This window comes from Burkholderia sp. WSM2230, from assembly GCF_000472445.1.
Taxonomy (GTDB): Bacteria; Pseudomonadota; Gammaproteobacteria; order Burkholderiales; family Burkholderiaceae; genus Paraburkholderia.
The window spans coordinates 41,910-64,585 of the sequence record NZ_AXAJ01000001.1 but is presented as its reverse complement, the minus strand read 5'-3'; the positions used below and the strand labels follow the sequence as shown (position 1 = coordinate 64,585).

Here is a 22,676-nt window from a genome sequence, read left to right as displayed (position 1 = left end):
TTTCCATTGTTGACATCCGCGCCGCCATGCATGATCTGCTTCATTGTAGTGGTACGAGCGATGGTCTACTGTCCGGCAGACCCGGTTTTCCGATGGCTTCATGTCTATCGATAGCGCTTCATCGCGGAGCAGCGACATGAATAAACGCTTGCAGACGGCTCTTGCGCTCAGTCTCCCATCGACGGATGCGGCGACAGCCGCTCCCTCGGCGCAATGGTCCGTGACTGTGTTACATGCTCTGGTTCCTGGCCGCGTGCGAGTGCATGTGCCGTGGATCTATCGCGAGCCAGAAGCTTGCGCCGCGTTCGTGAAGCGACTCGGCGCAGAGGACGGCATGTTGAACGTCGACGCGAGTCCATGGACCGGCAACGTTGTAGTTGTCTTCAGCGAAGATTTCTCGCTCGAGCAAATCATCTCGTGCATCGACGCAAGCGGCGCCGGGGACAATGCGTTCAGCAGAGCCGCTGCGCCGCGAGCCAAAGCGCCTGTGCTTCATCCAGACTATTCAAAACATGGACGCAGTGTGAGGACACGCGCGCTTCGTCCGGAATCGCCGGAAACGGCCCACACGTTCTTCACCACCGCTCGAGCGTGGCATGCGCTAAGTTCGCAACAGGTGCTGCTCGCCGTGGGATCATCCAGGCAACGCGGCCTGTCGGAGCAGGCAGCGAAACGTAGAAGCCTTATCCATGGGCCTAACCGGTTGGAACCGCCGCAGCGTCGTTCCGCACTTGCCATGTTCGCGAGTCAGTTCAGGAGCCTTCCGGTGCTGCTGCTGGCCGGTTCTGCCGTCACTTCGATTGTGAGCGGCGGCCTCGCCGATGCGGTCGTGATTCTGGGCGTCGTGCTGATCAACGGTGTGATCGGGTATGTGACCGAGTCGCGGACGGAGCGTGCTATCCAGGCGCTCAACGACTCGGTGCCCCGCATGGCACTCGTCTTGCGAAGCGGTGCATTGCGGCGAATCTACGCGGCAGAGCTGGTGATAGGCGATATTCTCGTGTTGTCGAACGGCGCGTATGTCGGTGCCGATGCCCGCGTGATCCATGCTCGCGACCTGCGCACCGACGAATCCGCCTTGACGGGCGAAAGCATGCCCGTGTCGAAGTCTGCCGAGCGCATGCACTCTCCCGATGTCGCGCTCGCCGACCGTGCGTGCATGGTTCATATGGGCACCACGGTGGTCGGCGGCAGCGGTCTCGCCGTGGTCGTGTCCATTGGCGCGGCAACTGAATTCGGCCTGATCCAGTCGCTGGTCGGGTCCACGAGACCACCGGCCACGCCAATGCAACAGCAACTCGAACGCCTTGGAAACCAGACCGTGCGGCTGGGCGGCGCAGTCTGCGCGCTGGTCTTCGTGCTGGGCCTCTTGCGCGGACTGGGCTTGATGGCGATGTTCCGGGCGTCGGTGTCACTCGCCGTCGCAGCCGTCCCCGAGGGATTGCCGACCGTCGCCATGACCACGCTCGCGCTCGGCATCCGTCGCATGCGCAGTCATAAGGTGCTGGTTCGGCGCCTGGATGCCGTAGAGACGCTCGGCGCGGTTCACACAGTCTGTTTCGACAAGACGGGCACGCTCACTTTCAACCGCATGCGGGTCCTCGGCGCCCATCTCGACGACGAACGCTGGTCGGTCACTGATGGACTTGTCTATTCGAGCAAGCAACGCGTCAACCCGTTCGGGCACGACGGATTGCTGCGCCTGCTGCACGTCGCCGCGCTTTGCAATGAGGTGGAAATCAATGGCCATGGACAGCAGTATCAACTCGATGGCTCGTCGACAGAGACCGCGCTCATGGAGTTCGTGCTGTCCTCGGGTGTCGATGCCGGGGCGCTTCGCGCGCGTCATCCGTTGATCGGCATCGCGCACCGCGCGGACGCCCGCAACTATATGTGCACGTTGCACCGCGACGCGCAAGCGGACGGCCGCCTGATTGCCGTGAAGGGCAATCCTGTCGAAGTCATGACGCTTTGCAGCGAACGCTGGTCGGGTGGCGGCCCTGTTCCGATGTCAGAAGCCGAGCGACAAGCCATAGTCGAGCGCAACGCCGCAATGGGCCGCGACGCGCTGCGCGTGCTCGGTTTTGCTTATGCTAACGGTGACCAATCGCTGGATCTGGAAGCGCGCAATCTTTGCTGGCTCGGCATGCTCGGACTCGCGGACCCTGTGCGAGAGGGGGCACGAGAGTTAATCGCACTACTGCGCGCCGCCGGAATAAAGACGGTGATGATCACCGGCGACCAGAGAGAAACGGCGAGCGCGATCGGCAGGTCGCTCGATATTGGCGCCGCAGCCGCTCCGCGGGTGGTCGAGCTGACGGCGGCGAGCATGACCGGGTCGCCGGCATTCGCTCCGCTGGCGGGAGAGACCGATATATTCGCGCGTGTCAGCGCCCCTGACAAACTGAGGATCGTACGCGGCCTGCAACGCAACGGCGAAGTGGTGGCTATGGTGGGCGACGGCATCAACGACGGCCCTGCCCTGAAGGCGGCGAACATCAGCGTCGCGATGGGCCGCCATACGACAGATCTCGCACGCGAGATCGCCGACGTCGTACTCGAGGACGACAACATTCAAACGCTCACGGTCGCCATCAGCCAGGGACGCACGATATACAACAATATTCGCAAGTCGGTCCATTTCCTCGTATCGACGAACGTCAGCGAAATCATTGTCACCCTCGCCGCCGTGGGCGCCGGAATCGGACAACCGTTGACGCCGATGCAACTGCTGTGGATCAACTTGCTGAGCGACGTGTTTCCAGCGCTCGCGCTCGCGGTCGAACCGCAGGAACCCGACGTGCTGCGCACGCCGCCCAGACCGACCGGGCAACCTATCATCGGCCGCGCCGATATGTTCAGGTATGGTCGCGAAGCGCTCGCAATCAGCGCCGGAGCGCTCGCCAGCCATGCGTTCGCTGCGGCCCGCCACGGCGCAGGCCCGGGCGCCGCAACAGTCTCTTTCATGACGCTGACGTTGGGTCAACTGCTGCACGCCTACGGATGTCGCTCGGACACGCGCGGGCCGTTTAGCGTTCTAAGGCAGCCGCGCAATCGTTATCTCGATCTTGCGATTGGCGGGTCAATGGCCTTGCAGGTGGTGGCGGGAGCCGTGCCAGGCCTTGTTAACTTGCTGAGCATCGCGCGCATCGATTTGCTCGACGCGGTAACGGTCGCGATCGGCGCAAGCGCGCCGTTCGTTTTTAATGAGGCAATGAAACCACCTCCGCTGTCGGGCGACGACAGCGTGCGCGGCCCCAATGTAGTACAGGCGACCGCCCCCTAGAGGACCGCCGCAATCAGGGCCACTGCGCAACGCTCCAGAATCGCCTCGACTGCCTTGCTGGCGAGCGCATCGGCGAATGATCCGCTGGCGACGGCGGGCTGCGCAGGCGCTACCTTCGTGGGGACTACGCGTGCGTCGAGCAGCCCGTGGGTAGATAGCACATCGAATAACTGCGCGACCGTCACGATAGCCGGATCGAACCGCACGATCAGGCTGCCCGTGAGTCTGTTGGCGCTTGCATTGCGCACGCCGTCAACCTGACACAGTTGCGTTTCAGCAAGTCGCGCACGCGCCTCGTCACCTTTGAGGCGTGCGATTTTCAGTCGAAGACGACCGGGTACCAAGTGGTATTGCTGCGGGACATTTGCAGGCATTTCACGGGCGCTATTAGCGCGTTTACGCCGGAATTCCGGCTCCGTGCGTAATTAGACTGCCGTGATGTGTCGGTGTTATGAAGGTTTGTCGTTTGAGGATGTCGTCCCGGCTGCTGGCGACTGCCGGCCGCGACGGGCGTCATATGCGTACCAGAACAACGTGATCGCCGGCCCGAAGATCTGCCCTCGTATGGTCTGCAATGCACCCAAGCCGGCCAGGGACGTGCTGATGAGCCGCGCGCGGCGCTCGTCCGGGTCACGCGCAGGAGGAAGCGCCGCCCGGGGCCGATTACGCGGGATCTGGAGATTGCGCGGACGCGGCAAAGATTCGGCAGCGTCGGCGGGCAACGAAAATAGTTGCTGTTGCGAGGCCCAAGCCCCAATCGCATCGAGACTCGTCGTATGAATGATGAGAAGGCTCGCGGTTATCGGAGTTGCACGCACGCGGTTCACGCCCTCGCATTGCTCCAGCCGCTGTGCAACGTCCGCGAAGAACGCAGCGTCGCCGCGCCGCGAAGGTATTTTCAAACGTACGCGGCCCGGCAGAACATGCGATATGTACGCTTCTGTGGTGTTCATGGAGGCGACCCTTCGCTCTCGCTTTGCACGGTTTGGGCCATTACCGCGGCGGCGGGAACCGCGCTGTCAGCTGACGATGCCGCGGGGCGAGACTGATCGAGCTCGGCTCGCGCCTCCGCGACAAGATCTTCGAAGACCTCCGTCATCTCGGCCGCCGCCTCGCGTCCTCTGTCGAAGAGAATCACCCCCGTCTTCATCGCTGACTTCGCGATAGGTCGGGACAGCGCTGCAACTACGGGTAACACCACCGGCGCCAGCAAAATCGCGCCGACGCCGACAGCGAGGCCCGCAAGCACGCTGCCTTTGAAGAAGTCGTCTGGACCGGCCATGATTGCCCTCCGCGGTAGAAGACCATTGTGACAATTGCGAATGCGCGAAAAGGCTAGCGCGACGCCCATCACGTGGTTGCAATACTCATTCCCGATAGCAGCGATGGCTTGACACCGAGGTGGCTTCCTCCCGAGCTATCTGAGCGCGACCCGCTGCGTCGCGTGATCGGTGCGGAATACAGCGACGGCGTCGCGCAAAGACCTTGCCTGTTCCGCCATCGCCTGGGCCGCCGCCGAGGCCTGTTCGACCAGTGCAGCGTTTTGCTGCGTCACATGGTCCATCTGCACTACGGCGTGATTGACCTGCTCGATGCCCGTACTCTGCTCGTTGGATGCCGCCGAGATATCAGCAATGACAGTCTTCACCTGATGCACCGACCTGACGATGTCGTCGATGATTCCACCAGCATTTCGCACGAGATCAGAGCCCGCCGCCACGCGCTCCGATGACTGGCTGATCAGCGCTTTTACTTCCTTCGCGGCCGTCGCGCTTCGCTGCGCGAGCGCACGCACTTCGCCGGCGACGACCGCAAATCCTCGCCCCTGCTCGCCGGCGCGCGCAGCCTCGACCGCAGCGTTCAATGCCAGGATGTTGGTTTGAAAAGCGATGCCCTCGATCACGGCGATGATCTCGCCAACCTCGGACGAACTCTCGCTGATACCTTCCATGGTCTGGACGACGCTCTGCATCACGGCGCCGCCAGAGGTCGCAGTGTCGGACGCCTTTTCAGCAAGCGACGATGCAAGCCCCGCGTTACCGGCATTCTGACGTACGGTACCCGTCAATTCTTCCATGCTGGCGGCGGTTTGCTCCAGAGAGGCGGCCTGCTCCTCCGTGCGCGCGGACAGGCTCAGATTGCCTGCCGCAATTTCCGAGCTCGCCATTGCCACGCCATCCGCGTTGCGGCGCACGGTGCTCACGACGCGCAACAGACTGGACTGCATGTCGGCAAGAGCTCTCAGCAAAGAGCCGAGCTCGTCCGCGCGATCCGCATGTATCTCGGAGGTCAGGTCGCCCTGCGCAACGCTGCGCGCTATGTCTACTGCAGTTGTGAGCGGTCGGGTGATGGAGCGGCTAAACAGGATTGCGCCGCCCAGTCCGGCTGCGAAAGCACCCATCATCAGCGCCAGACTGATTGCCCCCGCGCGACGCGCGTCGCTATCGGCTTGCGCGGACATCGCCGCGGTTTTCGTCGCGATCTGTTCGACCACGTCACCCAGCAAGCGCGCCGGTTGACGGTCGACGCCGGCCACGGCCCGGTCGCCCGCTGTCGGCTCGAAATCCGTGGCCTTGAATGCTTCCAGACCCTTGCGATAGCCGTTGCCCATACTCGCGTGTGCGTTGGCGAACTGCTCGACGAGCGCACGTGTGCGGGCGTCGTCGAGCGTGGAGAGCAACGCTTTCGTCTGCTCGTCGACGAGACGCTCCTGTTTCTCGAAGGCGGCCCAGCCCTTCTCGAGTTTCACCGGGTCCTTGCCGCGCAACAGCACGTCTTTCCATTCCTGAACCTGCAGTTTGAAGTTGACGAGAATGTTCGCGGCCATCCGCTCATTGGCGACGTGGACCCGCACAAGTTCGTCGTACTCCCCAAGCGAGCGCTGCATCGAATACAGGCCGTACATGGCGCCGGCAAACATGAGGAAGAGTGCCGCGGCAAAGCCGAGGGGAAGCTTCAATGCGAGTTTCATTCAAGGCTGAAAAAAAGGGGTGGATACGGTGCCGTGGCAGGTTGTTAAACACCATCGCGGTCTGCCGTTTAGTGTTTAGCGTTTACCCTCAAGGTTTACGGCGCGCCACGGACGATCTGAATAGCCCGCGGAAGCCAGCTGGAATTTCCCATTTAGACACCAGGCGCGAAAGCGCTTCGCGGGAGTAGCCCTTGCCATTCGCTCGACATTTCGACTATTATCGAACAATGGAAACGAACCACACCGTCGCCGCTTTGGCGGCACTCGCACATGAGTCGCGGCTCGCAGTGTTTCGCGCGCTGGTAGAGGCAGGCCCCGAAGGCATGCCCGCCGGCCAGATCGCCACGCGGCTGGACGTCGCGCCGTCGTCCCTTTCATTCCATTTGAAGGAACTGTCGCACGCGCAACTCGTCACGAGCCGTCAGGAAGGCCGGTTTGTCTTCTACTGCGCGAATTTTTCAACGATGAACGGCCTGCTGGCTTATCTCACCGAGAACTGCTGTGGCGGCAACCCGTGTTCGGCGGCCCAGGCCTGTTCTTCCTCCACAGAGAAGCAGTCATGAAGCGCTTTTATCGGTGGTCCGGTCAAATCGCCATGCTGCTGAGTCCGGCATGCAGTTCAATGAGGCGCGTGTGACGACCAACGTATTGATCTTGTGCACGCACAACTCCGCGCGCAGCGTACTCGGCGAAGCCATGCTGAATCACCTTGCTTCGAAACGAAGCAAGAATGTGCGCGCATTCAGCGCGGGCAGCTCGCCAGGCGGCCGGGTAAATCCATTCGCTATCGAAACGCTCACGCGGGCGGGTATCGACGTCAGCGGATATCGCAGCAAGAGCTGGGATGAATTCGCGCGCGACGATGCCCCGCATATGCGCATTGTCATTACCGTATGCGACAGCGCGGCCGCCGAGGCATGTCCGTTATGGCCGGGTAGTCCGGTTAAAGTGCATTGGGGCTATGCCGATCCGTCGAACGCGCTCGGCGGCGATGAAGGCAAGCGTCAGGCGTTCGAGCTCACGCGCCAGGCCATCGGCTATCGCATGCTGCAGTTGCTTGAACTTCCCATAGACCGTTTGAACGATGCCGAGCTTCAACGCGCACTCGACGACATTCTGCAAAGCTGAACTTTCCCGATCGAATTGTTTTCATGAACGCCCCCAACGTCGCCGCTTCGTGCAGCACCGCTTCCACACCAGCCATCGGCTTTTTCGAACGATACCTGACCGTCTGGGTCGCATTGTGCATTGTCGCAGGCATCCTGCTTGGCCAGGTTTTGCCCGGCGTGTTTCAGGCAGTTGGCCGGATGCAGTACGCCCAGATCAACCTCCCGGTAGGACTGCTGATCTGGGTGATGATCATCCCGATGCTAGTCAAGGTCGACTTCGGCTCGCTGCATGAAGTGCGGCAACATATGCGTGGAATCGGCGTCACGCTCGTCGTGAACTGGCTAGTCAAGCCTTTTACGATGGCGTTCCTCGCCTGGTTGTTCATCAAGAATCTGTTCGCACCAATGCTGCCCGCTGCGCAGCTCGACAGCTATGTGGCCGGACTGATCCTGCTTGCCGCAGCGCCCTGCACGGCAATGGTGTTTGTCTGGAGTCGTCTTACCGGCGGCGATCCGCTTTTCACGCTCTCGCAGGTGGCGCTCAACGACAGCATCATGGTGGTCGCGTTTGCGCCCCTCGTTGGCCTGCTGCTCGGTATTTCCGCCATTACGGTGCCGTGGGCAACGCTGCTCACGTCGGTCGCGCTCTACATCGTCATTCCGGTGCTCCTCGCGCAGATCCTGCGCAAGCTGCTGCTGGCCAGGGGGGAGTCCGCGTTCGAAGCCGCAATGGCGAAGATCGGTCCCTGGTCGATCACGGCGCTGCTCGCTACATTGGTGCTGCTGTTCGCCTTTCAGGGCGAGGCTATCCTCAAGCAGCCGCTCGTCATCGTCCTGCTCGCCGTGCCGATCCTGATCCAGGTGTTCTTCAATTCGGCGCTGGCGTACTGGCTTAACCGGGCGGTCGGCGAAAAGCACAACATTGCCTGCCCGTCGGCCCTGATCGGCGCATCTAACTTCTTCGAACTGGCCGTTGCCACTGCGATCGGCCTGTTCGGTTTCGACTCCGGCGCTGCACTCGCGACCGTCGTGGGCGTGCTTATCGAGGTGCCGGTCATGCTGCTCGTTGTCCGAATCGTCAACCGTTCGAAGAACTGGTACGAGTGCGCGTGAGCCTTCGGCCTGCTTGACGCGTCGCGCGCGTCGGCGCTTAGAGCGCGCCGCCGGATGGACTACACTACCCTGACGGCGGAACGCTGCGCCCTCGACTTCCGGCGCAGCTTCAGGGAGACAGTCATGGAACGCGAGCTGAAAATGCAGTTTCCAGCAGGACAGGCGAAGAAGTTGCGCGAATCGCCTTTCCTCGCATCTCTACTGACCGAGGCACCTCACACTGAACGTCTGTTCAGCACTTACTTCGATACCGACGACCTCGCGCTATACCGGTGCGGAGCGTCGCTGCGTGTTCGCACGGCGGGCGACCATCATGTGCAGACACTGAAAACCAACGGATCGCCCCGCGCAGGCCTTTACGAGCGTGAGGAAATCGAGTGCACGCTGAACGGCAAGGCGCCTGATCCCGCGGCGCTCCCGGTCGACAACCTGAAAGATTCCAATATCGGCAAGCTCTTGCGCGACGCCGACCTGGTGAATCGCCTGAAGCCGGTTTTCGTCACGGAGGTCGAACGGTCTGTTTCGCTGCTGCGTCTGCCGGAAGGCGACGAAATCGAACTCGCGCTGGACGAAGGGGCCGTCAAGGCCGGCGAGGCGGCCGCTCCGATTCGTGAAGTCGAGATGGAGCTCAAGCATGGTGAGCCCGATCACCTCTACCAGTTCGCGCTCGATCTGCTTGAAACCGTGCCTTTGAGTATTGGCTATGCCAGCAAGGGAAGCCGGGGCTACGAGCTGGTCGTGCAGCAGCATAGCGAGCCGGTCCGTGCCGAGCCTCTAAAGCTGAAAAAGGCCGATACCGTCGAGCAGGCATTCCGGCGTGTTGCCGAAAATTGCCTTGCCCAGATACATGGCAACGAGAGGGGCGTCGTGTCCGGCCACGATCCTTCATGCGTTCACCAGATGCGTGTCGGCCTGCGGCGGCTGCGTTCCGCGCTTGATCTTTTCGAAGGCGTGATAACAGCGCCGCCCTTCTTTCAGGAAGAACTGCGCTGGATCGCGGGCGAACTCGGCGCGGCACGCGACTGGGAGGTCATAGCCAACGCGACGCTGCCGACTGCGTTCGACGGCGCACCGGATGACACACACGCGGCCGCAGTCACACAGGCGGCGAGAGAAATTGCCAAAGAAAACCGGAGCCGCGCCGCAGCGGCGGTCGACTCCGTGCGCTACACGCGGCTCATTCTCGAGCTTACGCGCTGGCTCCATCAGGCAAGCTGGCGGGCAAGTCTGAACGACGACAAACGCGCCACATTGAATAGGTCCATCGTCAAATTCGCAGGCAAGACGCTATCCAGGCGACATGAAAGGCTGCTCAAGCGTGGCCGTAACCTGCCGGACCTTGATCCTCATCGGCGTCATCGCGCGCGCATTGCCGCAAAGAAGCTGCGATACGCCACCGAGTTCTTTGCGTCTCTCTATCCAAAGCAGGTCGTGCGCCACTATGTGGCGTCGCTCAGCAAGCTTCAGGACGACCTGGGCTGGCGCAACGATGTCGTCGTTGCAGACGGCCTGCTTAAAACACTGGCGTCGGAACGCCAGGCAACGGCGACCGGCGTCGGGTATGCACGGGGTTACCTCGCCTCCCGCGTCGCGGCCGACCATGACGCACTGCAAGTGTTATGGAAGCGCTTCCGGCGCCTGTCACCGCCGCATTGATGTCCTGAAGGGACGTGGCCCAGTAAGCCGGAAGACGGCTGCCGCCGGGCTCGACGCAAAACCGTATATACTGTTTATACCGTTATAGCGACGAGAACCATGATGACTCAGACAACCACGAAAAAAGCAACCAGCAAGGCATTTCATTTTCCCAAAGCAGCCGAACGCGTGAACGCCGCTGACGGCGAAGCGCAGGCGGTAGCGTCGAACGCGGATGCGCGCAAGAAAAAGGCACCGACAAAGAGGGCGTTGAAGGCCACGGCCGAAGTCAAGGCGGCACCTGCCAAGGTCGAGCCAGCGCCGGTCAAAGCGGCGGCGGGTACGAAATCCCGGCGCGCTAAAAAGGAAAAGGTGGTACGCGATAGCTTCACGATGCCGAAGTCGGACTATGAGAAGATCGCGGCGCTCAAACAGAAATGCCTGGCAGCGGGTGTCTCTGTCAAGAAAAGCGAGCTTCTGCGCGCGGGCCTGCTGTTGCTGGAATCGGCGGCGGAAAAGCGTCTGCTCGCCGCAGTCTCAGCAGTTGAGCAGGTAAAAACGGGGCGCCCCACGAAATCCTGAGTTGCCTCGCAAATTGGACTTCGCGCGCTCATAGCAATGCGCGAATGCCCGCGCATCCGCAAGCGGACTCCTTGAACCGGGCCGCGTGGGGCGCAGAGTCCGTACCCAGAAAATTCGTCCGCAAGTCGGCCCAGTGGCTGATTTCAAGGCTGACGCGCGATCGCCGCACTCATCGTCTTGCGACGATACTGCGTGTCGCGCGTCGCGAGCCAGTAATACAGCGGCGACGTCAACACGAGCCCAATGACCCACGACAAGTCCGCACCATCGAGGTACTTCGGCACAGGGCCCGCATACATGGGCGTATTCATGAACGGAATCTGCACGAGGATGCCGATCGCGTAAGCAATCAGTGCCTGAGGATTGAAGCGGCCGTAGATGCCGCCATCCACCTTGAAGATGGAGCCGATGTCATAGTGGCCCTTGTGGATCACATAGAAATCGATCAGGTTGATCGCGGTCCACGGCACGAGCACCACGAGCAAGGCAAGCACCAGATCGACCAGATTGACGACAAAGTTCGTCGACGCACCGATCGCGAAATAGCAGCACACAAGCAGAATCACGATGGACAACACAGCGCGTGCTCTCGCCGTCGGAATCCAGCGATACGCGAACGTCTGCAATGACGTGATCACTGCGAGCACCGCGCCATACAGGTTCAACGCGTTATGACTGATCACGCTCAAGAGGAAGAGCACGAGCATTAGCGAGCCGAGCGGACCTGTTGCGGTCTTGACGGCATCCATCGCATCAACGCCAGGCGGAACAGCAAGCACCGCCACCGCACCGAATACGAACGCGAGCGTCGAGCCGATCGTACAGCCGAGGTACGTCGCCCAGAACGTCGACGACACGCGCACGTTCTCCGGCAGGTAACGCGAATAGTCGGACACGTACGGCGCGAATGCGATCTGCCACAACGCAGAGAGTGACACCGTGGCGAGCCAGCCTGCGATATTGAAGCCGCCGCGGGTGAGGAAGTCATCGGTGGCAATATGGGTGAAGATATAAACGAATCCAATGAAAATGCCGATGCCCAGCACCCAGGTTCCGATACGGTTCAGAATGTGAATGAACCTGTATCCAATGATGCCGATGAGTCCGGACCCGAGTGCGCCGATCACGATGCCTGCTGGCACCGACACACCATTCTCGATCCCATGCAGCGACTTGCCCGCCAGCACGATATTGGATGCAAAGAAGCCGACATACATCACACCGGCAATGACAGTTACAAGCAGCGCACCCCACGAGCCGAACTGTGCGCGGCTCTGAATCATCTGCGGGATTCCCATTTGCGGACCTTGCGCCGAATGCAGTGCCATCAGCACACCGCCGACCAACTGGCCGACCACGATCGCGACAATGCCCCATAGCAGGTTCAGATGGAAGATCTGCACGCCGAGTGCGCCGGTCACGATCGGCAGCGGCGCAATATTGCCGCCGAACCAGAGCGTGAACAGATCGCGCACCTTGCCGTGCCGGTCTTCAGGCGGCACATAGCCAATGGTATGTTTTTCGATCAACGGTGCGTTGTTGCTTTGCGCAGTGTTCAAGTTGCGTCTCCTGCCGATGCCAGCATGAGGCATCGGCGTTATTCAGGTTGAGAGGTGATCGGCCAGGCGAAGCAGCATCGCGTCGCAGTCGCGCAATTGCTCGCACGTGATGTATTCGTCGGGCTTGTGCCCCTGGTCCATGCTGCCCGGTCCGCACACGACGGTCGGAATGCCCGCCTGTTCGAACAGACCGCCTTCGGTGCCGAATGCCACCGTGCCGAATTCCGTCGAGCCCGACAGCAGCGTAAGCAGACGAGCCGCTTCGCTGTCAGGCGATGTCGCCAGGCCCGGATAGGCCGACAGCGGTTGCATGCTGATGTCCGTATCCGCCTTCACGGCGCGCATCTTCGGCAGCAACTCGGCCTCGGCATAGCTCTGCAAGCGGTCCGCCACCTGGTTGGCATCGAAGCCCGGCAACGCACGCACTTCGAAGTCGAATTCGCATTCGGCGGGCACAATATTGAGCGCGCGACCGCCTTTGATGATGCCCGTCTGCACCGTTGAGTACGGTGGATCGAATCGTTCGTCGCGATGCCCTGGTTGCGCGAGTTCCTCGCCAATCTCATCGAGGTAATTGATAAGACGCGCCGCATACTGAATCGCATTCACGCCATAGGGCGCGTAGGCCGAGTGGCAGGCTGCGCCCTTCACGCAGCAGCGCATGGCGAGCTTGCCTTTGTGACCAAGAACAGGCTTCAGCATGGTCGGCTCGCCGATGAGGCACAAAACCGGCTTGTGCTTGCGGTGCGCGAGTTGCTCGAGCATGGGGCGGACGCCCAGGCATCCGACTTCTTCGTCGTACGAGAACGCGAGATGCACGGGCATCTTCAGATCGCGTTTGACGAACTTCGGCACCGCCGCCAATACCGAAGCAAGAAAGCCTTTCATGTCGGCCGTGCCGCGTCCAAACAGGCGCCCGTCTTTCTCGACCAGACGGAACGGATCGATGGTCCATGCCTGACCGTCAACGGGCACCACATCGGTATGACCGGACAGCGCAATGCCACCACGATCGCGCGGGCCGATCGTCGCGAATAAATTCGCCTTCGTGCGCTCGTCGTTATAGAACAACTCGCATTCGACGTCATGTGCCGCGAGGTAATGGCGGACGAACTCGATCATCGCGAGATTCGAGTCGCGGCTGACCGTCGCGAAGCCGATCAGCTTTTCGAGCAGCGCACGGCTCGACATCTCATTCATCGCCCGGCACTCCGTAGCTGGGCGCAGCGGTGGGATTCAAGGCGCGGGTTACGTAGTCGTTCATCTGCGGCTGGTAGGCGGCCCACAGATTTGCGAGCTTGCCGATGGGATCATCGTCGGCCCAATCGACACGCAGATCGACGAGCGGCCAGCTCAGATCACTCACGACCTTCAGCGCCGCCGAATGCACCGGGCCTGCTTCGCCGCCTGCATCAATAGCTGCACGCATCGCTGCAAGCAGCCTGTCTGCGAGCAGACCTCCGGCATTTGCAAATGCGGCCGGCATCGCTTCGACCACATGCTTGCCGGATAGCATGTTGCCAGCGGCGACGCATTGATTGCCCGCGACGGCGTGATAGGTGCCTAATGCTTCCTTGCCGCTGAAGAATGCCGTGCGGCCTTGCGCATCGATCACCGTCACTTGCCGGAACTCACTCCATTCGTTTGCATCGAGCGCCTGTTTCAAGGCCTCGGAAGGATGGAGTTGCCTGTCAGCGAGAAGATCGAGAATCTGCGGCCCGAGTGCAGGCAACGTAACGTTCTGCGTTGCAACCGCGCCCACGCCTGCCCGAAGCCACGGACAGCGCGCGCCGACGGCAATGCTCGACGAACTGATTGCAATGCCGAGCTGCCCCGTCCTCTCACAACGACCGACGATAGAGAAAGTCATGCGTCGCTCCTCAAGCCTTGGCCGGCGGCGTCCATCCGTCCGGAATGACGGCGATCACATCGATCTCCATCAACCATTCGGGCTGCCCCAGCGCGACCACGGTAAGGCCCGTGGAAATCGGAAATACGCCCTTGAGCCACTTGCCGACTTCACGATAGACCGGTTCACGAAAACGCACGTCAGTGAGGTAGGTCGTCGTCTTGACGATGTGCGAGAGATCGCTGCCCGCTTCTTCGAGCAACTGCTTCACGTTCTTCATCGCCTGTTCGGCTTGCGCGCGCGGATCGCCCAGACCGACGAGATTGCCCTCGAAGTCCGTGCCGATCTGTCCGCGCACATACACCGTATTGCCGGCGCGCACGGCCTGGCAAAGATCGTTGTCTAGCGTCTGGTTCGGATAGGTATCCTTCGTGTTGAACATGCGGATACGGGTATGTGTAGGTTGGCTCATGTGTTGACCTCGAATGCTTTAATTGGCTTGAACGCTTTCTTCGCGCCGCTGCTCTCGCGTGTGCTTTTCAGGCGCGTCGTAATACGCCTGATATTTGCGTTGCGTAACGATGTGATCGGCGACGTGCTTTGCGTCATGCCACACGCCCCAGATGAATGCGGAGCCGCGTCGCGACAACCAGGGAAGCCCAAGGAAATACACGCCCGGTTCTTTCGATACACCACGCTGATGCATGGGCTTGCCCTTCTCGTCGAACGTATCGACTTGCAGCCATTTGAAATCGGTCGCATAGCCCGTCGCCCAGACGATCGACGTGACGCCCGCTTGCGCCAGATCGAGATCGAGCAGCGGATTGGTCAGGCAATCGGGATCGGACGGAATAACGCGCGCTTCGGGTTCGGGAGGAAGATCGAGGCCGTTTCGAGCGGCATACGTGTCGGCCGCATCGAGCAGGGACAGATAGTTTTCATCGCCACGTGCAATGTTTTCTGCAAGATCGGCGTTGAAGTGGACCACGTTGTCATCGAACGACCGGGTCAGACCGACGAGCGTGACCCCCTCATGTGCCAGACGCCGGAAGTCCACGGTGTGGCCGCCCCGGGCACCGCTCACCGCGATGGTTACATGTTCGCGGCCCGGCTTCATGACCTCGGCATCCCACTCGCCGAGTACCCCCAGCCACCAGCAGAAATCACGTCCGCGGTACGCACGCGGCGGACGGTCGTGCGCGCCCACCGACAGGTAGACGCGGCGCCCCGCGCGGTTCAGTTCATCGGCAATCTGAACGCCCGACGATCCCGCGCCGACGACCAGCACGCCGCCCGGGGGCAATTGCTGCGGGTTGCGATAATCGGCTGAATGAATCTGCGTAAGCGATGCATTCTGCGGCGCGATTGTCGGAATCACGGGCTTTTGAAACGGACCGGTCGCCACGACCACACGCTTTGCTTCGATCACGCCATCCGACGTTTCGACGGTAAAACCTTCGCGCCCCGTATTGCGCACCACCTTTCTCACTTCGACGCCGGTCCGAATGGGCGCATCGAACTTTTTCGCGTAAGCCACGAAGTATTCCGCGACTTCTTCCTTGGGCGCAAAGGCATCAGGCTCGGTTTCCGCAAATTCGAGGCCCGGAAAACGATCGTGCCATGCGGGGCCGTTCGCGACGAGCGAATCCCAGCGTCCGGTGCGCCAGCGCTCTGCTATGCGTGCGCGCTCCAGCACCAGATGCGGCACGCCGTGTCGGCTCAAATGTTCGCTCATCGCGATGCCGGCCTGGCCTGCGCCCACTACGAGCGTGTCGATTGACGTTGTTCCCACTGTCATGGCTGTATCCTTCCGAGAGGCGTTATTGCGTCGTGAGAATCTACGCGCCAGAGCAGGATCGATAAAATATTTTCAAAAAATGCAATGCATCGGAAATGCCTATGCAGCGTTTTTTGTCCGCTTCACAATGCGACGCATCCCGTCTCTCCAGGAAAGAAACGTCGCGATGGAAAGCCATCCCTTACGGTATTCGCTGCGCCAGTTGCGCTACTTCGTGGTCACGGCGGAAGCGCTGTCCTTCACCGCGGCGGCGAGGAAGCTGCACATTTCGCAGCCCTCCATTTCCACGGCGCTGGCGGATCTCGAAGTGTCCTTTGGCGTGCAGCTCTTCATTCGACATCACGCAAGCGGTCTGTCACTGACGCAAGCAGGGCGCGATTTGCTGGGCCAAGCACGCAATCTGCTGAAGATTGCTGAAGAACTGCAGATGGCGGCTAAAGAAATGGATGGCGGCATGACAGGCTCGATCGCATTGGGCTGTCTTGTATCGCTCGCGCCTCCGCTGATGCCGGGGCTTATCGCCCGCTTTACCGAGAACCACGCAGGCATTTCGTTTCGCACCGTCGAAGCGCATCAGGACGCCTTGCTGCGCGGATTGCACGACGGCTCGCTCGATATCGCACTGACATATAGCCTCGATCTCACCGAGGACATCGCCTTTACTCCGCTACTCTCTTTGCCGCCGTACGCCATTCTTCCGCGTACGCACCGTCTTGCCCGCGCGCGCAAAATCTCGCTCGCGGATTTGTTGCCCGAGCCTTACGTAATGCTCGATCTGCCTCACAGCCGCGAGTACTTTGCCGCGCTGTTCGATGCAGTCGGCAGCCGGCCCGTGCCCGCCTTTCGCTCGTCGCAACCTGAAGTCGTGCGCGGCATGGTGGCGAACGGTCTCGGCTATAGCCTGCTGAATTTCCCGCTCAAATCGAACCGGACTGTGGATGGCGAAGAGTTCGTCATTAAGCGCTTTAAAGACAATGTCAATGCAACGATGCTCGGCATAGCGCAATCGCGCACGATGAAGCCGCGACAGGTCGTGCATCGCTTCGCGTCGTTCTGCGAGAACTACATACGGCGGCTGCATATCGACGCCTGAACGTCGCTGCATAGGCAAAACCTTTGCCTTGTATCCGAAAACTATATTTTGACTGGCATATTGGCTTGATAGATTGAGTCCATGTCGAGCGCATTGCCGCAAGCGCTTTTGCTTAACGGACGCAAGGATCGCCGCCATGGACAACGCCACATTGAGCGAACTGGTCAACGCATTGCGTAATGGCTGCGATCGGCCGTTCAGCGATGCCCACGCGATGCCGCCCGGCGTCTATACATCACCGGATTTCCTGGCGCTCGAAGAGCGCGATATCTTCGAACATGAATGGCAGTGCGTCGGCCGGGCAAGCGCGCTGAAAGCGCCTGGCGATTACCTGACGGCACGCATCGGCGCACAGCCGGTGGTCGTGTTGCGTGACGAACAGATGCAGCTCACGGCATTCTCTAATGTATGCCTGCATCGCATGTCGGTGCTGCTGGAAGGACGCGGCAACGTCCGGCGCATCGTGTGTCCCTATCACGCGTGGAATTACTCGCTCGATGGCGCATTGAAGGGCGCGCCACTGATGGACCGCCAGGAGGGCTTCTGCAAGGAAAGATACGCGCTGCCCGCCGTGCGTTGCGAGGAATGGCAAGGCTGGATTTACGTCACGCTCGATCAGGGCGCGCAGCCGGTCCACCAGCAGCTTGCCGAATTGAGCATGCTGATCGATGCGTACGGTATGAAAGACTACATCGAAACTTTCTATGAAGAGCATGTGTGGGACACCAACTGGAAGATCCTCGCCGAAAACTTCATGGAGAGTTATCACCTGCCGATGCTTCATCGCGCGACAGTAGGTCCGCACTCGCGTCTCGAAGAGATGGAGTGTCCGCCGGGTCATGCGGCATTCAACTATCACTGGATCACCAAGGAAGCGTCTTTACCGATTGGCAACGCGCATCCCGACAACGCCCGTTTGACGGGCCACTGGCGCAAGACCACCGCTTTGCTAGCCGTCTATCCAACGCATCTGATTACGCTCACGCCGGGCTATTTCTGGTATCTCGTGCTGCAACCGCAAGGCGTCGGCCGCGTGCATATCCGCTTTGGCGGCGGCCTCGCGCCGGAATTCATCGCCGATCCGCAAGCGAACGCGCATATGGCTACGCTTAAGAAGTTGCTCGATGAGGTGAATGCCGAAGACAGGCGCGGCGTGGAAGCGGTCTTTCGCGGCGTGCATGCGCCGCTTGCGAAGCCTGGGCATCTGAGTTATCTCGAACGGCCGAACTATGACTTTGCGCGCTATCTCGCGAGCAAGCTGAAATCGCATTAAGAACGACAGGACGCAATCACGATGTCAAACCCTTCCTTCATCTCGTTCTCGGGCGTGAGCAAGTCGTACGACGGTGTGAACTATGTCGTCGACGATCTGAACCTCGATGTGCGCAAGGGAGAATTCCTGTCGTTGCTGGGCCCTTCGGGATCGGGCAAGACGACCACGCTGATGATGCTCGCGGGCTTTGAATCGCCGACGCAAGGCGAGATTCGCCTTGGTGGCAAGCGGCTCGACGACAAGCCACCGCATCAGCGCGACATCGGCATGGTGTTTCAGAACTATGCATTGTTTCCGCATCTGACGGTTGCCGAGAACGTGGCGTTTCCACTTTCTGTGAGACGCGTGAGTCGCGCGGAGCAGAAGACGCGCGTTAAGCGTGCGCTCGACATGATCGAACTGCCGCATCTGGCGAATCGCCGCCCCGCGCAGCTCTCGGGCGGTCAGCAGCAACGCGTCGCGCTTGCGCGCGCACTCGTGTTCGAACCGAGTGTCGTATTGATGGACGAACCGCTTGGCGCGCTCGACAAGCGTCTGCGCGAAACGATGCAATACGAAATCATGCGGCTGCATCGCGAGTTGGGTTTGACAATCGTGTATGTGACGCACGATCAGGCCGAAGCGTTGACCATGTCCGATCGCGTCGCAGTCTTCTCCGACGGCCGCATACAGCAGGCGGCCACGCCAAGCGAACTCTATGAAAACGCGCAGAACGCCTTCGTTGCGAACTTCGTCGGCGAGAACAATGGCCTGACGGGACGCGTAGTGAGTTGCGACGACAAATGGGCGACGCTCGCGCTATCGGACGGCAGCATCATTCGCGGACGATACGAGCAGGGTTTGCGTACAGGTGACGAAGCCATGTTGGCGCTGCGCCCCGAGCGTGCGCACATTCCAGGCGCAGAAGGACTGCAACTCGACCAGCACCATAACGTCGTGCGCGCGCGCGTGGAAGAACTCGTCTATTGCGGCGATCATCATCGCGTGCATCTGAGGTTTGGTTCGCGCGATTCCCTCGTCGTCAAAGTGCCGAATACGCAGCGTCATGCGCTCCCCTCATCCGGCGACACGATCCAGGTCGCCTGGCGTCACGACGACTGCAAGATCCTCGCGATGAGCGCGCCGCCCCGCGCACTCGAGATCAATACCCCCGCCACGCCCTCACCTTCACTCATTACGACCGCACCCGCAGGAGCCAACTGACATGCGCACTCAACTTAAAGCACAATGCGCCGCACTCGCCTTACTCGCTTTTGCCGGCGTGACCACGCAGGCAGCGGAAACCCTGAACGTCGTCACGTTCGGCGGCGCATTCGAAGCCGCGGCCAAGAAGGCCTGGATGGATCCGTTCACGCAGGCGAACGGCACGCAGTTCTCGCTCGAATCGTATGACGGCGGCCTCGCCAAGCTCGCGGCGATGGAACAGGCCAAAAACACGACGTGGGACCTGATCGACCTCGAAACGAACGATGCGATCACCGCATGCGATGAAGGCCTGCTCAAGAAGTTCGACAAGAAATCACTCGGCAACACGAGCGACTTCATTCCCGGTTCTATCAGCGAGTGCGCGGTCGCGAGCATGGTCTGGTCGACGGTCTATGCCTACGATTCGAGCAAGCTGAAGAGCGCGCCGACCACTGTCAATGATTTCTTCGATGTACAGAAATTTCCCGGCAAGCGCGGCCTGCGCAAGTCGCCGAAAGTGGCAATGGAATGGGCCTTGATCGCAGACGGCGTCGATCCCAAGGATGTCTATAAAGTGCTCGGCACGCCCGCGGGCGTTGACCGCGCGTTCAGGAAACTCGACACGATCAAGAAAAACATCGTGTGGTGGGAATCCGGCGCGCAGGCGCCGCAACTGCTGGCGGACGGCGCAGTCGTGATGGTGCAGGCCTACAACGGCCGCATCGACGATGCAATCAGGAAAGACCACAAGCCGTTCAAGACCGTGTGGGATGCGCAGGTCTATGACTTCGAATGGTGGGGCGTTCCGAGCGGCGCAAAGCATGCCGATCTGGCCTCCAGGTTCATCGTGTCGCAAGCGCAGCCCAAGGCATCGGCGGATCTGGCGAAGTACATCGCCTATGCGCCGCCGCGCAAGGATGCCGTAGCGCTCGTCGACAAACAGCGTCTTGCCGACATGCCGACCGCGCCGGCCAACTTCAAGCGCGCTGTGCAGATCAACGCGAACTTCTGGGCCGATAACGCCGATGCCATCAACAAGCGCTTTCAGGTGTGGCTCACGCAGTAACCAGGTTCACGCAGAAACGAGATGACGAACATGCCCGCATCGATCCATGCAGCGTCCACAGGTGCTCCCGCGAGAACCGATGGCCGCGCATCGTATAACAAGGCGCAACGGCGCGCGTCGGTGCGGGCGCTTCTGCTCGCGTTACCGCTCATACTCTTTCTGCTGTCGACATTCATCGCGCCCATCGCGATGCTGCTCGCACGCAGCGTGCAGAATCACGAAGTCCCGGACAGCATGCCCGCGCTCACGCAGGCGTTGAATTCATGGGACGGCCACGGCGTACCGGACGAACACACCTTTGCGCTGCTTGCATCAGGCCTGAAGCAGGCGCATGAAAACGGGCAGCTCGGCACGGTCGCGCGCCGACTCAACTTCGCGCAGCCGGAGTTTCGCAGTCTGTTGATGCGCACCGCACGCAGCGTCCACGACGACGCGCCCAGAGCGTGGAAGCCAGCGTTGATCGATATCGACGAACGATGGAATTCGCCTGAAGTCTGGCGCTTGCTCAAGCGCGCTGCCGAGTCGCCGACGCCCGACTATCTGCTCGCCGCCGTCGATGCGCAAGTCACGCCGCAAGGCGCCCTCGCTTCGATGCCGGCGAATGCATCGGTCTATCGCGAAGCGTTCATTCGCACGATCTCCATCAGCGCGACCGTCACGCTGCTGTGTCTTGTGCTTGGCTATCCGGTCGCATGGCTGCTTGCGAATCTGCCTGCAAAGAGCAGTAGCCGTCTGATGCTCTTCGTGATCGTGCCGTTCTGGACCTCGCTGCTGGTGCGCACGACCGCATGGTATGTGCTGCTGCAACCGGGCGGCGTCGTCAACAGCGTGTTGTCCGGACTTGGTCTTGCCACGCATCCTGTACCGCTCATTTTCAATCGCACGGGCGTGCTCATCGGCATGACGCATGTGCTCCTGCCGTACATGATCCTGGCAATCTATTCGGTGATGAAGAGTGTTTCGCCCGTCTATGTGCGTGCGGCGAAGTCACTCGGCGCGCATCCGTTCACGGCATTCGTCCGAATCTATATGCCTCAAACGCTGCCCGGCGTCGGCGCCGGGTGTTTCCTCGTGTTCGTGCTTGCGCTTGGCTACTACATTACGCCCGCGCTGCTCGGCGGCGCGGGCGACGAGATGATCAGTCAACTCATTGCGATTCAGACGAACACACAACTGAATTGGGGACTCGCGGGCGCGCTGTCGGCGTATCTCGTGATCTTCACGGCGATCTTTTACTTCCTGTTCAACCGCGTCGTCGGCATCGACCGGCTGCGTTTCGGTTGATTCACCTTCCTCGTAGGACACGCTCATGCAAGACAAACGCAACACGGTGCTGACGGAACGCATCGCCGCGCGCTGGGTGCGCTTGCATACCGCGCTCGTGCTGTTCTTTCTGGTCGCGCCCATCCTCGCCATCATCCCGCTCTCGTTCAATTCGGGCTCGTATTTCTCGTATCCGATGCAGGGCTTTTCCTTCCGATGGTACGAACAGGCATTGACGAGCGCCGACTGGCAGCGCGCGTTGTTGAACAGCATCGGCATTGGCGCGGCATCCACCTTGATTGCGACCTGTCTCGGCACGCTCGCCGCATTGGGGCTGTCGCGCTCGCATTTCCCGCTGCGCTCGGTCGTCATGCCCATCATCATTTCGCCGATGATCGTGCCGATTGTCGTCGTGGCAGCTGGCTTTTACCTGATTTTTGCGCCGCTCGGGCTCGTGAACTCGTATCCCGGCGTCGTGCTCGCGCATGCGGCGCTCGGTACGCCGTTTGTGGTCATTACGGTGACGGCGTCGTTGTTGTCGTTCGATCAGAGTCTGTTGCGTGCCGCGTCGGGTCTCGGCGCCAAACCGTGGACCGCGTTTCGTCGCGTGACCTTGCCGCTCATCACGCCCGCTGTTGCGACAGGCAGCGTGTTTGCATTCGCAACGTCGTTCGATGAAGTCATCGTGATCCTGTTCATCGGCGGGCCGGATCAGAAAACCGTGCCGCGCCAGATGTGGAGCGGCATTCGCGACTCCATCGATCCTTCCATCCTCGCCGTCGCGACCATGCTGATCGTCTTTGCGGTGCTGCTGTTTGCCAGCATCAACTGGTTGAGGGCGCGGGCGGCCGCGGCAAATCAGGCACTAAGCTGACGTCTCTGGTCCGTGCGCGA

At 60.9% G+C, this 22,676-nt stretch carries 20 protein-coding genes; 12 read left to right on the top strand and 8 right to left on the bottom strand.

Annotated elements, in window-relative coordinates; translation table 11 throughout:
* Positions 1–136 precede the first annotated feature (136 nt).
* The gene (locus A3AC_RS0100270; RefSeq protein WP_051361547.1) at positions 137–3,286 is read left to right on the top strand and encodes a cation-translocating P-type ATPase; all 3,150 of its coding nucleotides are present in this window, start codon (positions 137–139) and stop codon (positions 3,284–3,286) included.
* Here A3AC_RS0100270 and A3AC_RS0100265 read toward each other — a convergent pair.
* From A3AC_RS0100265 to A3AC_RS0100250, 3 genes are all read right to left on the bottom strand, one after another.
* Positions 3,283–3,660, bottom strand: a complete 378-nt coding sequence (locus A3AC_RS0100265) for an HMA2 domain-containing protein (protein WP_025596465.1) — start codon at positions 3,658–3,660, stop codon at positions 3,283–3,285. The genes A3AC_RS0100270 and A3AC_RS0100265 overlap by 4 nt on opposite strands.
* Before the next feature lie 575 nt (positions 3,661–4,235).
* Positions 4,236–4,568 (bottom strand): DUF5132 domain-containing protein, encoded by a 333-nt coding sequence (locus A3AC_RS28905; protein ID WP_025596463.1) that lies wholly within the window; start codon positions 4,566–4,568, stop codon positions 4,236–4,238.
* A 135-nt stretch (positions 4,569–4,703) separates the two neighbouring features.
* Positions 4,704–6,257 (bottom strand): methyl-accepting chemotaxis protein, encoded by a 1,554-nt coding sequence (locus A3AC_RS0100250; protein ID WP_025596462.1) that lies wholly within the window; start codon positions 6,255–6,257, stop codon positions 4,704–4,706.
* Positions 6,258–6,484: 227 nt separating this feature from the next.
* Between A3AC_RS0100250 and A3AC_RS0100245 the strand changes: the two genes are divergently transcribed.
* From A3AC_RS0100245 to A3AC_RS0100225, 5 genes are all read left to right on the top strand, one after another.
* On the top strand, positions 6,485–6,820 hold the full coding sequence (locus tag A3AC_RS0100245) for an ArsR/SmtB family transcription factor (protein ID WP_025596461.1): 336 nt from the start codon (positions 6,485–6,487) through the stop codon (positions 6,818–6,820).
* Positions 6,821–6,869: 49 nt separating this feature from the next.
* Positions 6,870–7,385, top strand: a complete 516-nt coding sequence (locus A3AC_RS0100240; RefSeq protein WP_035474391.1) for an arsenate reductase ArsC — start codon at positions 6,870–6,872, stop codon at positions 7,383–7,385.
* Between the two features lie 23 nt (positions 7,386–7,408).
* Entirely contained in the window at positions 7,409–8,479 is a 1,071-nt protein-coding gene (gene arsB / locus A3AC_RS0100235) for an ACR3 family arsenite efflux transporter (protein ID WP_025596459.1), read from the top strand.
* A 54-nt stretch (positions 8,480–8,533) separates the two neighbouring features.
* Positions 8,534–10,135 carry a CYTH and CHAD domain-containing protein gene (locus A3AC_RS0100230; RefSeq protein WP_232231867.1) on the top strand — a complete coding sequence of 534 codons (1,602 nt, stop codon included), beginning with the start codon at positions 8,534–8,536 and terminating at the stop codon, positions 10,133–10,135.
* A gap of 102 nt (positions 10,136–10,237) precedes the next feature.
* Positions 10,238–10,696: a hypothetical protein gene (locus A3AC_RS0100225; RefSeq protein ID WP_025596457.1), complete on the top strand. Its 459-nt coding sequence runs from the start codon at positions 10,238–10,240 to the stop codon at positions 10,694–10,696.
* Positions 10,697–10,839: 143 nt separating this feature from the next.
* On the opposite strand, the gene A3AC_RS0100220 is transcribed toward A3AC_RS0100225, so the two are convergent.
* From A3AC_RS0100220 to A3AC_RS0100200, 5 genes are read right to left on the bottom strand one after another with little or no spacing between them, the layout of a single operon-like run.
* Entirely contained in the window at positions 10,840–12,255 is a 1,416-nt protein-coding gene (locus tag A3AC_RS0100220; RefSeq protein ID WP_025596456.1) for a purine-cytosine permease family protein, read from the bottom strand.
* Between the two features lie 42 nt (positions 12,256–12,297).
* Entirely contained in the window at positions 12,298–13,455 is a 1,158-nt protein-coding gene (gene argE, locus A3AC_RS0100215; RefSeq protein WP_025596455.1) for an acetylornithine deacetylase, read from the bottom strand.
* Complete coding sequence (locus A3AC_RS0100210; RefSeq protein WP_025596454.1) at positions 13,448–14,125, bottom strand: DUF1028 domain-containing protein; 678 nt, start codon at positions 14,123–14,125, stop codon at positions 13,448–13,450. Before A3AC_RS0100210 ends, argE begins: the two co-directional genes overlap by 8 nt.
* A 10-nt stretch (positions 14,126–14,135) precedes the next feature.
* On the bottom strand, positions 14,136–14,576 hold the full coding sequence (locus tag A3AC_RS0100205) for a RidA family protein (protein ID WP_025596453.1): 441 nt from the start codon (positions 14,574–14,576) through the stop codon (positions 14,136–14,138).
* An 18-nt stretch (positions 14,577–14,594) separates the two neighbouring features.
* Positions 14,595–15,902: a flavin-containing monooxygenase gene (locus A3AC_RS0100200; protein ID WP_025596452.1), complete on the bottom strand. Its 1,308-nt coding sequence runs from the start codon at positions 15,900–15,902 to the stop codon at positions 14,595–14,597.
* A 166-nt stretch (positions 15,903–16,068) separates the two neighbouring features.
* Here A3AC_RS0100200 and A3AC_RS0100195 point away from each other — a divergent pair, with 166 nt between their 5' ends.
* The 6 genes from A3AC_RS0100195 to A3AC_RS0100170 all read left to right on the top strand — a co-directional run bounded on the left by A3AC_RS0100195 (position 16,069) and on the right by A3AC_RS0100170 (position 22,656).
* A complete protein-coding gene (locus tag A3AC_RS0100195; RefSeq protein ID WP_025596451.1) occupies positions 16,069–16,995 on the top strand; it encodes a LysR family transcriptional regulator in 927 nt (308 codons plus the stop codon).
* 136 nt (positions 16,996–17,131) lie between these two features.
* Positions 17,132–18,268, top strand: coding sequence for an SRPBCC family protein (locus A3AC_RS0100190; protein ID WP_025596450.1), 1,137 nt, complete (start codon positions 17,132–17,134; stop codon positions 18,266–18,268).
* 21 nt (positions 18,269–18,289) lie between these two features.
* Positions 18,290–19,471 (top strand): ABC transporter ATP-binding protein, encoded by a 1,182-nt coding sequence (locus A3AC_RS0100185; protein ID WP_025596449.1) that lies wholly within the window; start codon positions 18,290–18,292, stop codon positions 19,469–19,471.
* 1 nt (position 19,472) lies between these two features.
* Positions 19,473–20,519, top strand: a complete 1,047-nt coding sequence (locus tag A3AC_RS0100180; protein WP_025596448.1) for an ABC transporter substrate-binding protein — start codon at positions 19,473–19,475, stop codon at positions 20,517–20,519.
* Between the two features lie 30 nt (positions 20,520–20,549).
* On the top strand, positions 20,550–21,803 hold the full coding sequence (locus A3AC_RS0100175) for an ABC transporter permease (protein ID WP_025596447.1): 1,254 nt from the start codon (positions 20,550–20,552) through the stop codon (positions 21,801–21,803).
* A gap of 25 nt (positions 21,804–21,828) precedes the next feature.
* Positions 21,829–22,656, top strand: a complete 828-nt coding sequence (locus A3AC_RS0100170; RefSeq protein WP_025596446.1) for an ABC transporter permease — start codon at positions 21,829–21,831, stop codon at positions 22,654–22,656.
* The last annotated feature ends 20 nt before the right edge of the window (positions 22,657–22,676 follow it).

Excerpts from the sequence above, each read along its gene's own strand:
- A3AC_RS0100270 (WP_051361547.1), top strand. The coding sequence starts at position 137 with ATGAATAAACGCTTGCAGACGGCTCTTGCGCTCAGTCTCCCATCGACG.
- A3AC_RS0100265 (WP_025596465.1), bottom strand. The coding sequence starts at position 3,660 with ATGCCTGCAAATGTCCCGCAGCAATACCACTTGGTACCCGGTCGTCTT.
- A3AC_RS28905 (WP_025596463.1), bottom strand. The coding sequence starts at position 4,568 with ATGGCCGGTCCAGACGACTTCTTCAAAGGCAGCGTGCTTGCGGGCCTC.
- A3AC_RS0100250 (WP_025596462.1), bottom strand. The coding sequence starts at position 6,257 with ATGAAACTCGCATTGAAGCTTCCCCTCGGCTTTGCCGCGGCACTCTTC.
- A3AC_RS0100245 (WP_025596461.1), top strand. The coding sequence starts at position 6,485 with ATGGAAACGAACCACACCGTCGCCGCTTTGGCGGCACTCGCACATGAG.
- A3AC_RS0100240 (WP_035474391.1), top strand. The coding sequence starts at position 6,870 with ATGCAGTTCAATGAGGCGCGTGTGACGACCAACGTATTGATCTTGTGC.
- arsB (WP_025596459.1), top strand. The coding sequence starts at position 7,409 with ATGAACGCCCCCAACGTCGCCGCTTCGTGCAGCACCGCTTCCACACCA.
- A3AC_RS0100230 (WP_232231867.1), top strand. The coding sequence starts at position 8,534 with ATGGACTACACTACCCTGACGGCGGAACGCTGCGCCCTCGACTTCCGG.
- A3AC_RS0100225 (WP_025596457.1), top strand. The coding sequence starts at position 10,238 with ATGACTCAGACAACCACGAAAAAAGCAACCAGCAAGGCATTTCATTTT.
- argE (WP_025596455.1), bottom strand. The coding sequence starts at position 13,455 with ATGAATGAGATGTCGAGCCGTGCGCTGCTCGAAAAGCTGATCGGCTTC.
- A3AC_RS0100210 (WP_025596454.1), bottom strand. The coding sequence starts at position 14,125 with ATGACTTTCTCTATCGTCGGTCGTTGTGAGAGGACGGGGCAGCTCGGC.
- A3AC_RS0100205 (WP_025596453.1), bottom strand. The coding sequence starts at position 14,576 with ATGAGCCAACCTACACATACCCGTATCCGCATGTTCAACACGAAGGAT.
- A3AC_RS0100200 (WP_025596452.1), bottom strand. The coding sequence starts at position 15,902 with ATGACAGTGGGAACAACGTCAATCGACACGCTCGTAGTGGGCGCAGGC.
- A3AC_RS0100195 (WP_025596451.1), top strand. The coding sequence starts at position 16,069 with ATGGAAAGCCATCCCTTACGGTATTCGCTGCGCCAGTTGCGCTACTTC.
- A3AC_RS0100190 (WP_025596450.1), top strand. The coding sequence starts at position 17,132 with ATGGACAACGCCACATTGAGCGAACTGGTCAACGCATTGCGTAATGGC.
- A3AC_RS0100185 (WP_025596449.1), top strand. The coding sequence starts at position 18,290 with ATGTCAAACCCTTCCTTCATCTCGTTCTCGGGCGTGAGCAAGTCGTAC.
- A3AC_RS0100180 (WP_025596448.1), top strand. The coding sequence starts at position 19,473 with ATGCGCACTCAACTTAAAGCACAATGCGCCGCACTCGCCTTACTCGCT.
- A3AC_RS0100175 (WP_025596447.1), top strand. The coding sequence starts at position 20,550 with ATGCCCGCATCGATCCATGCAGCGTCCACAGGTGCTCCCGCGAGAACC.
- A3AC_RS0100170 (WP_025596446.1), top strand. The coding sequence starts at position 21,829 with ATGCAAGACAAACGCAACACGGTGCTGACGGAACGCATCGCCGCGCGC.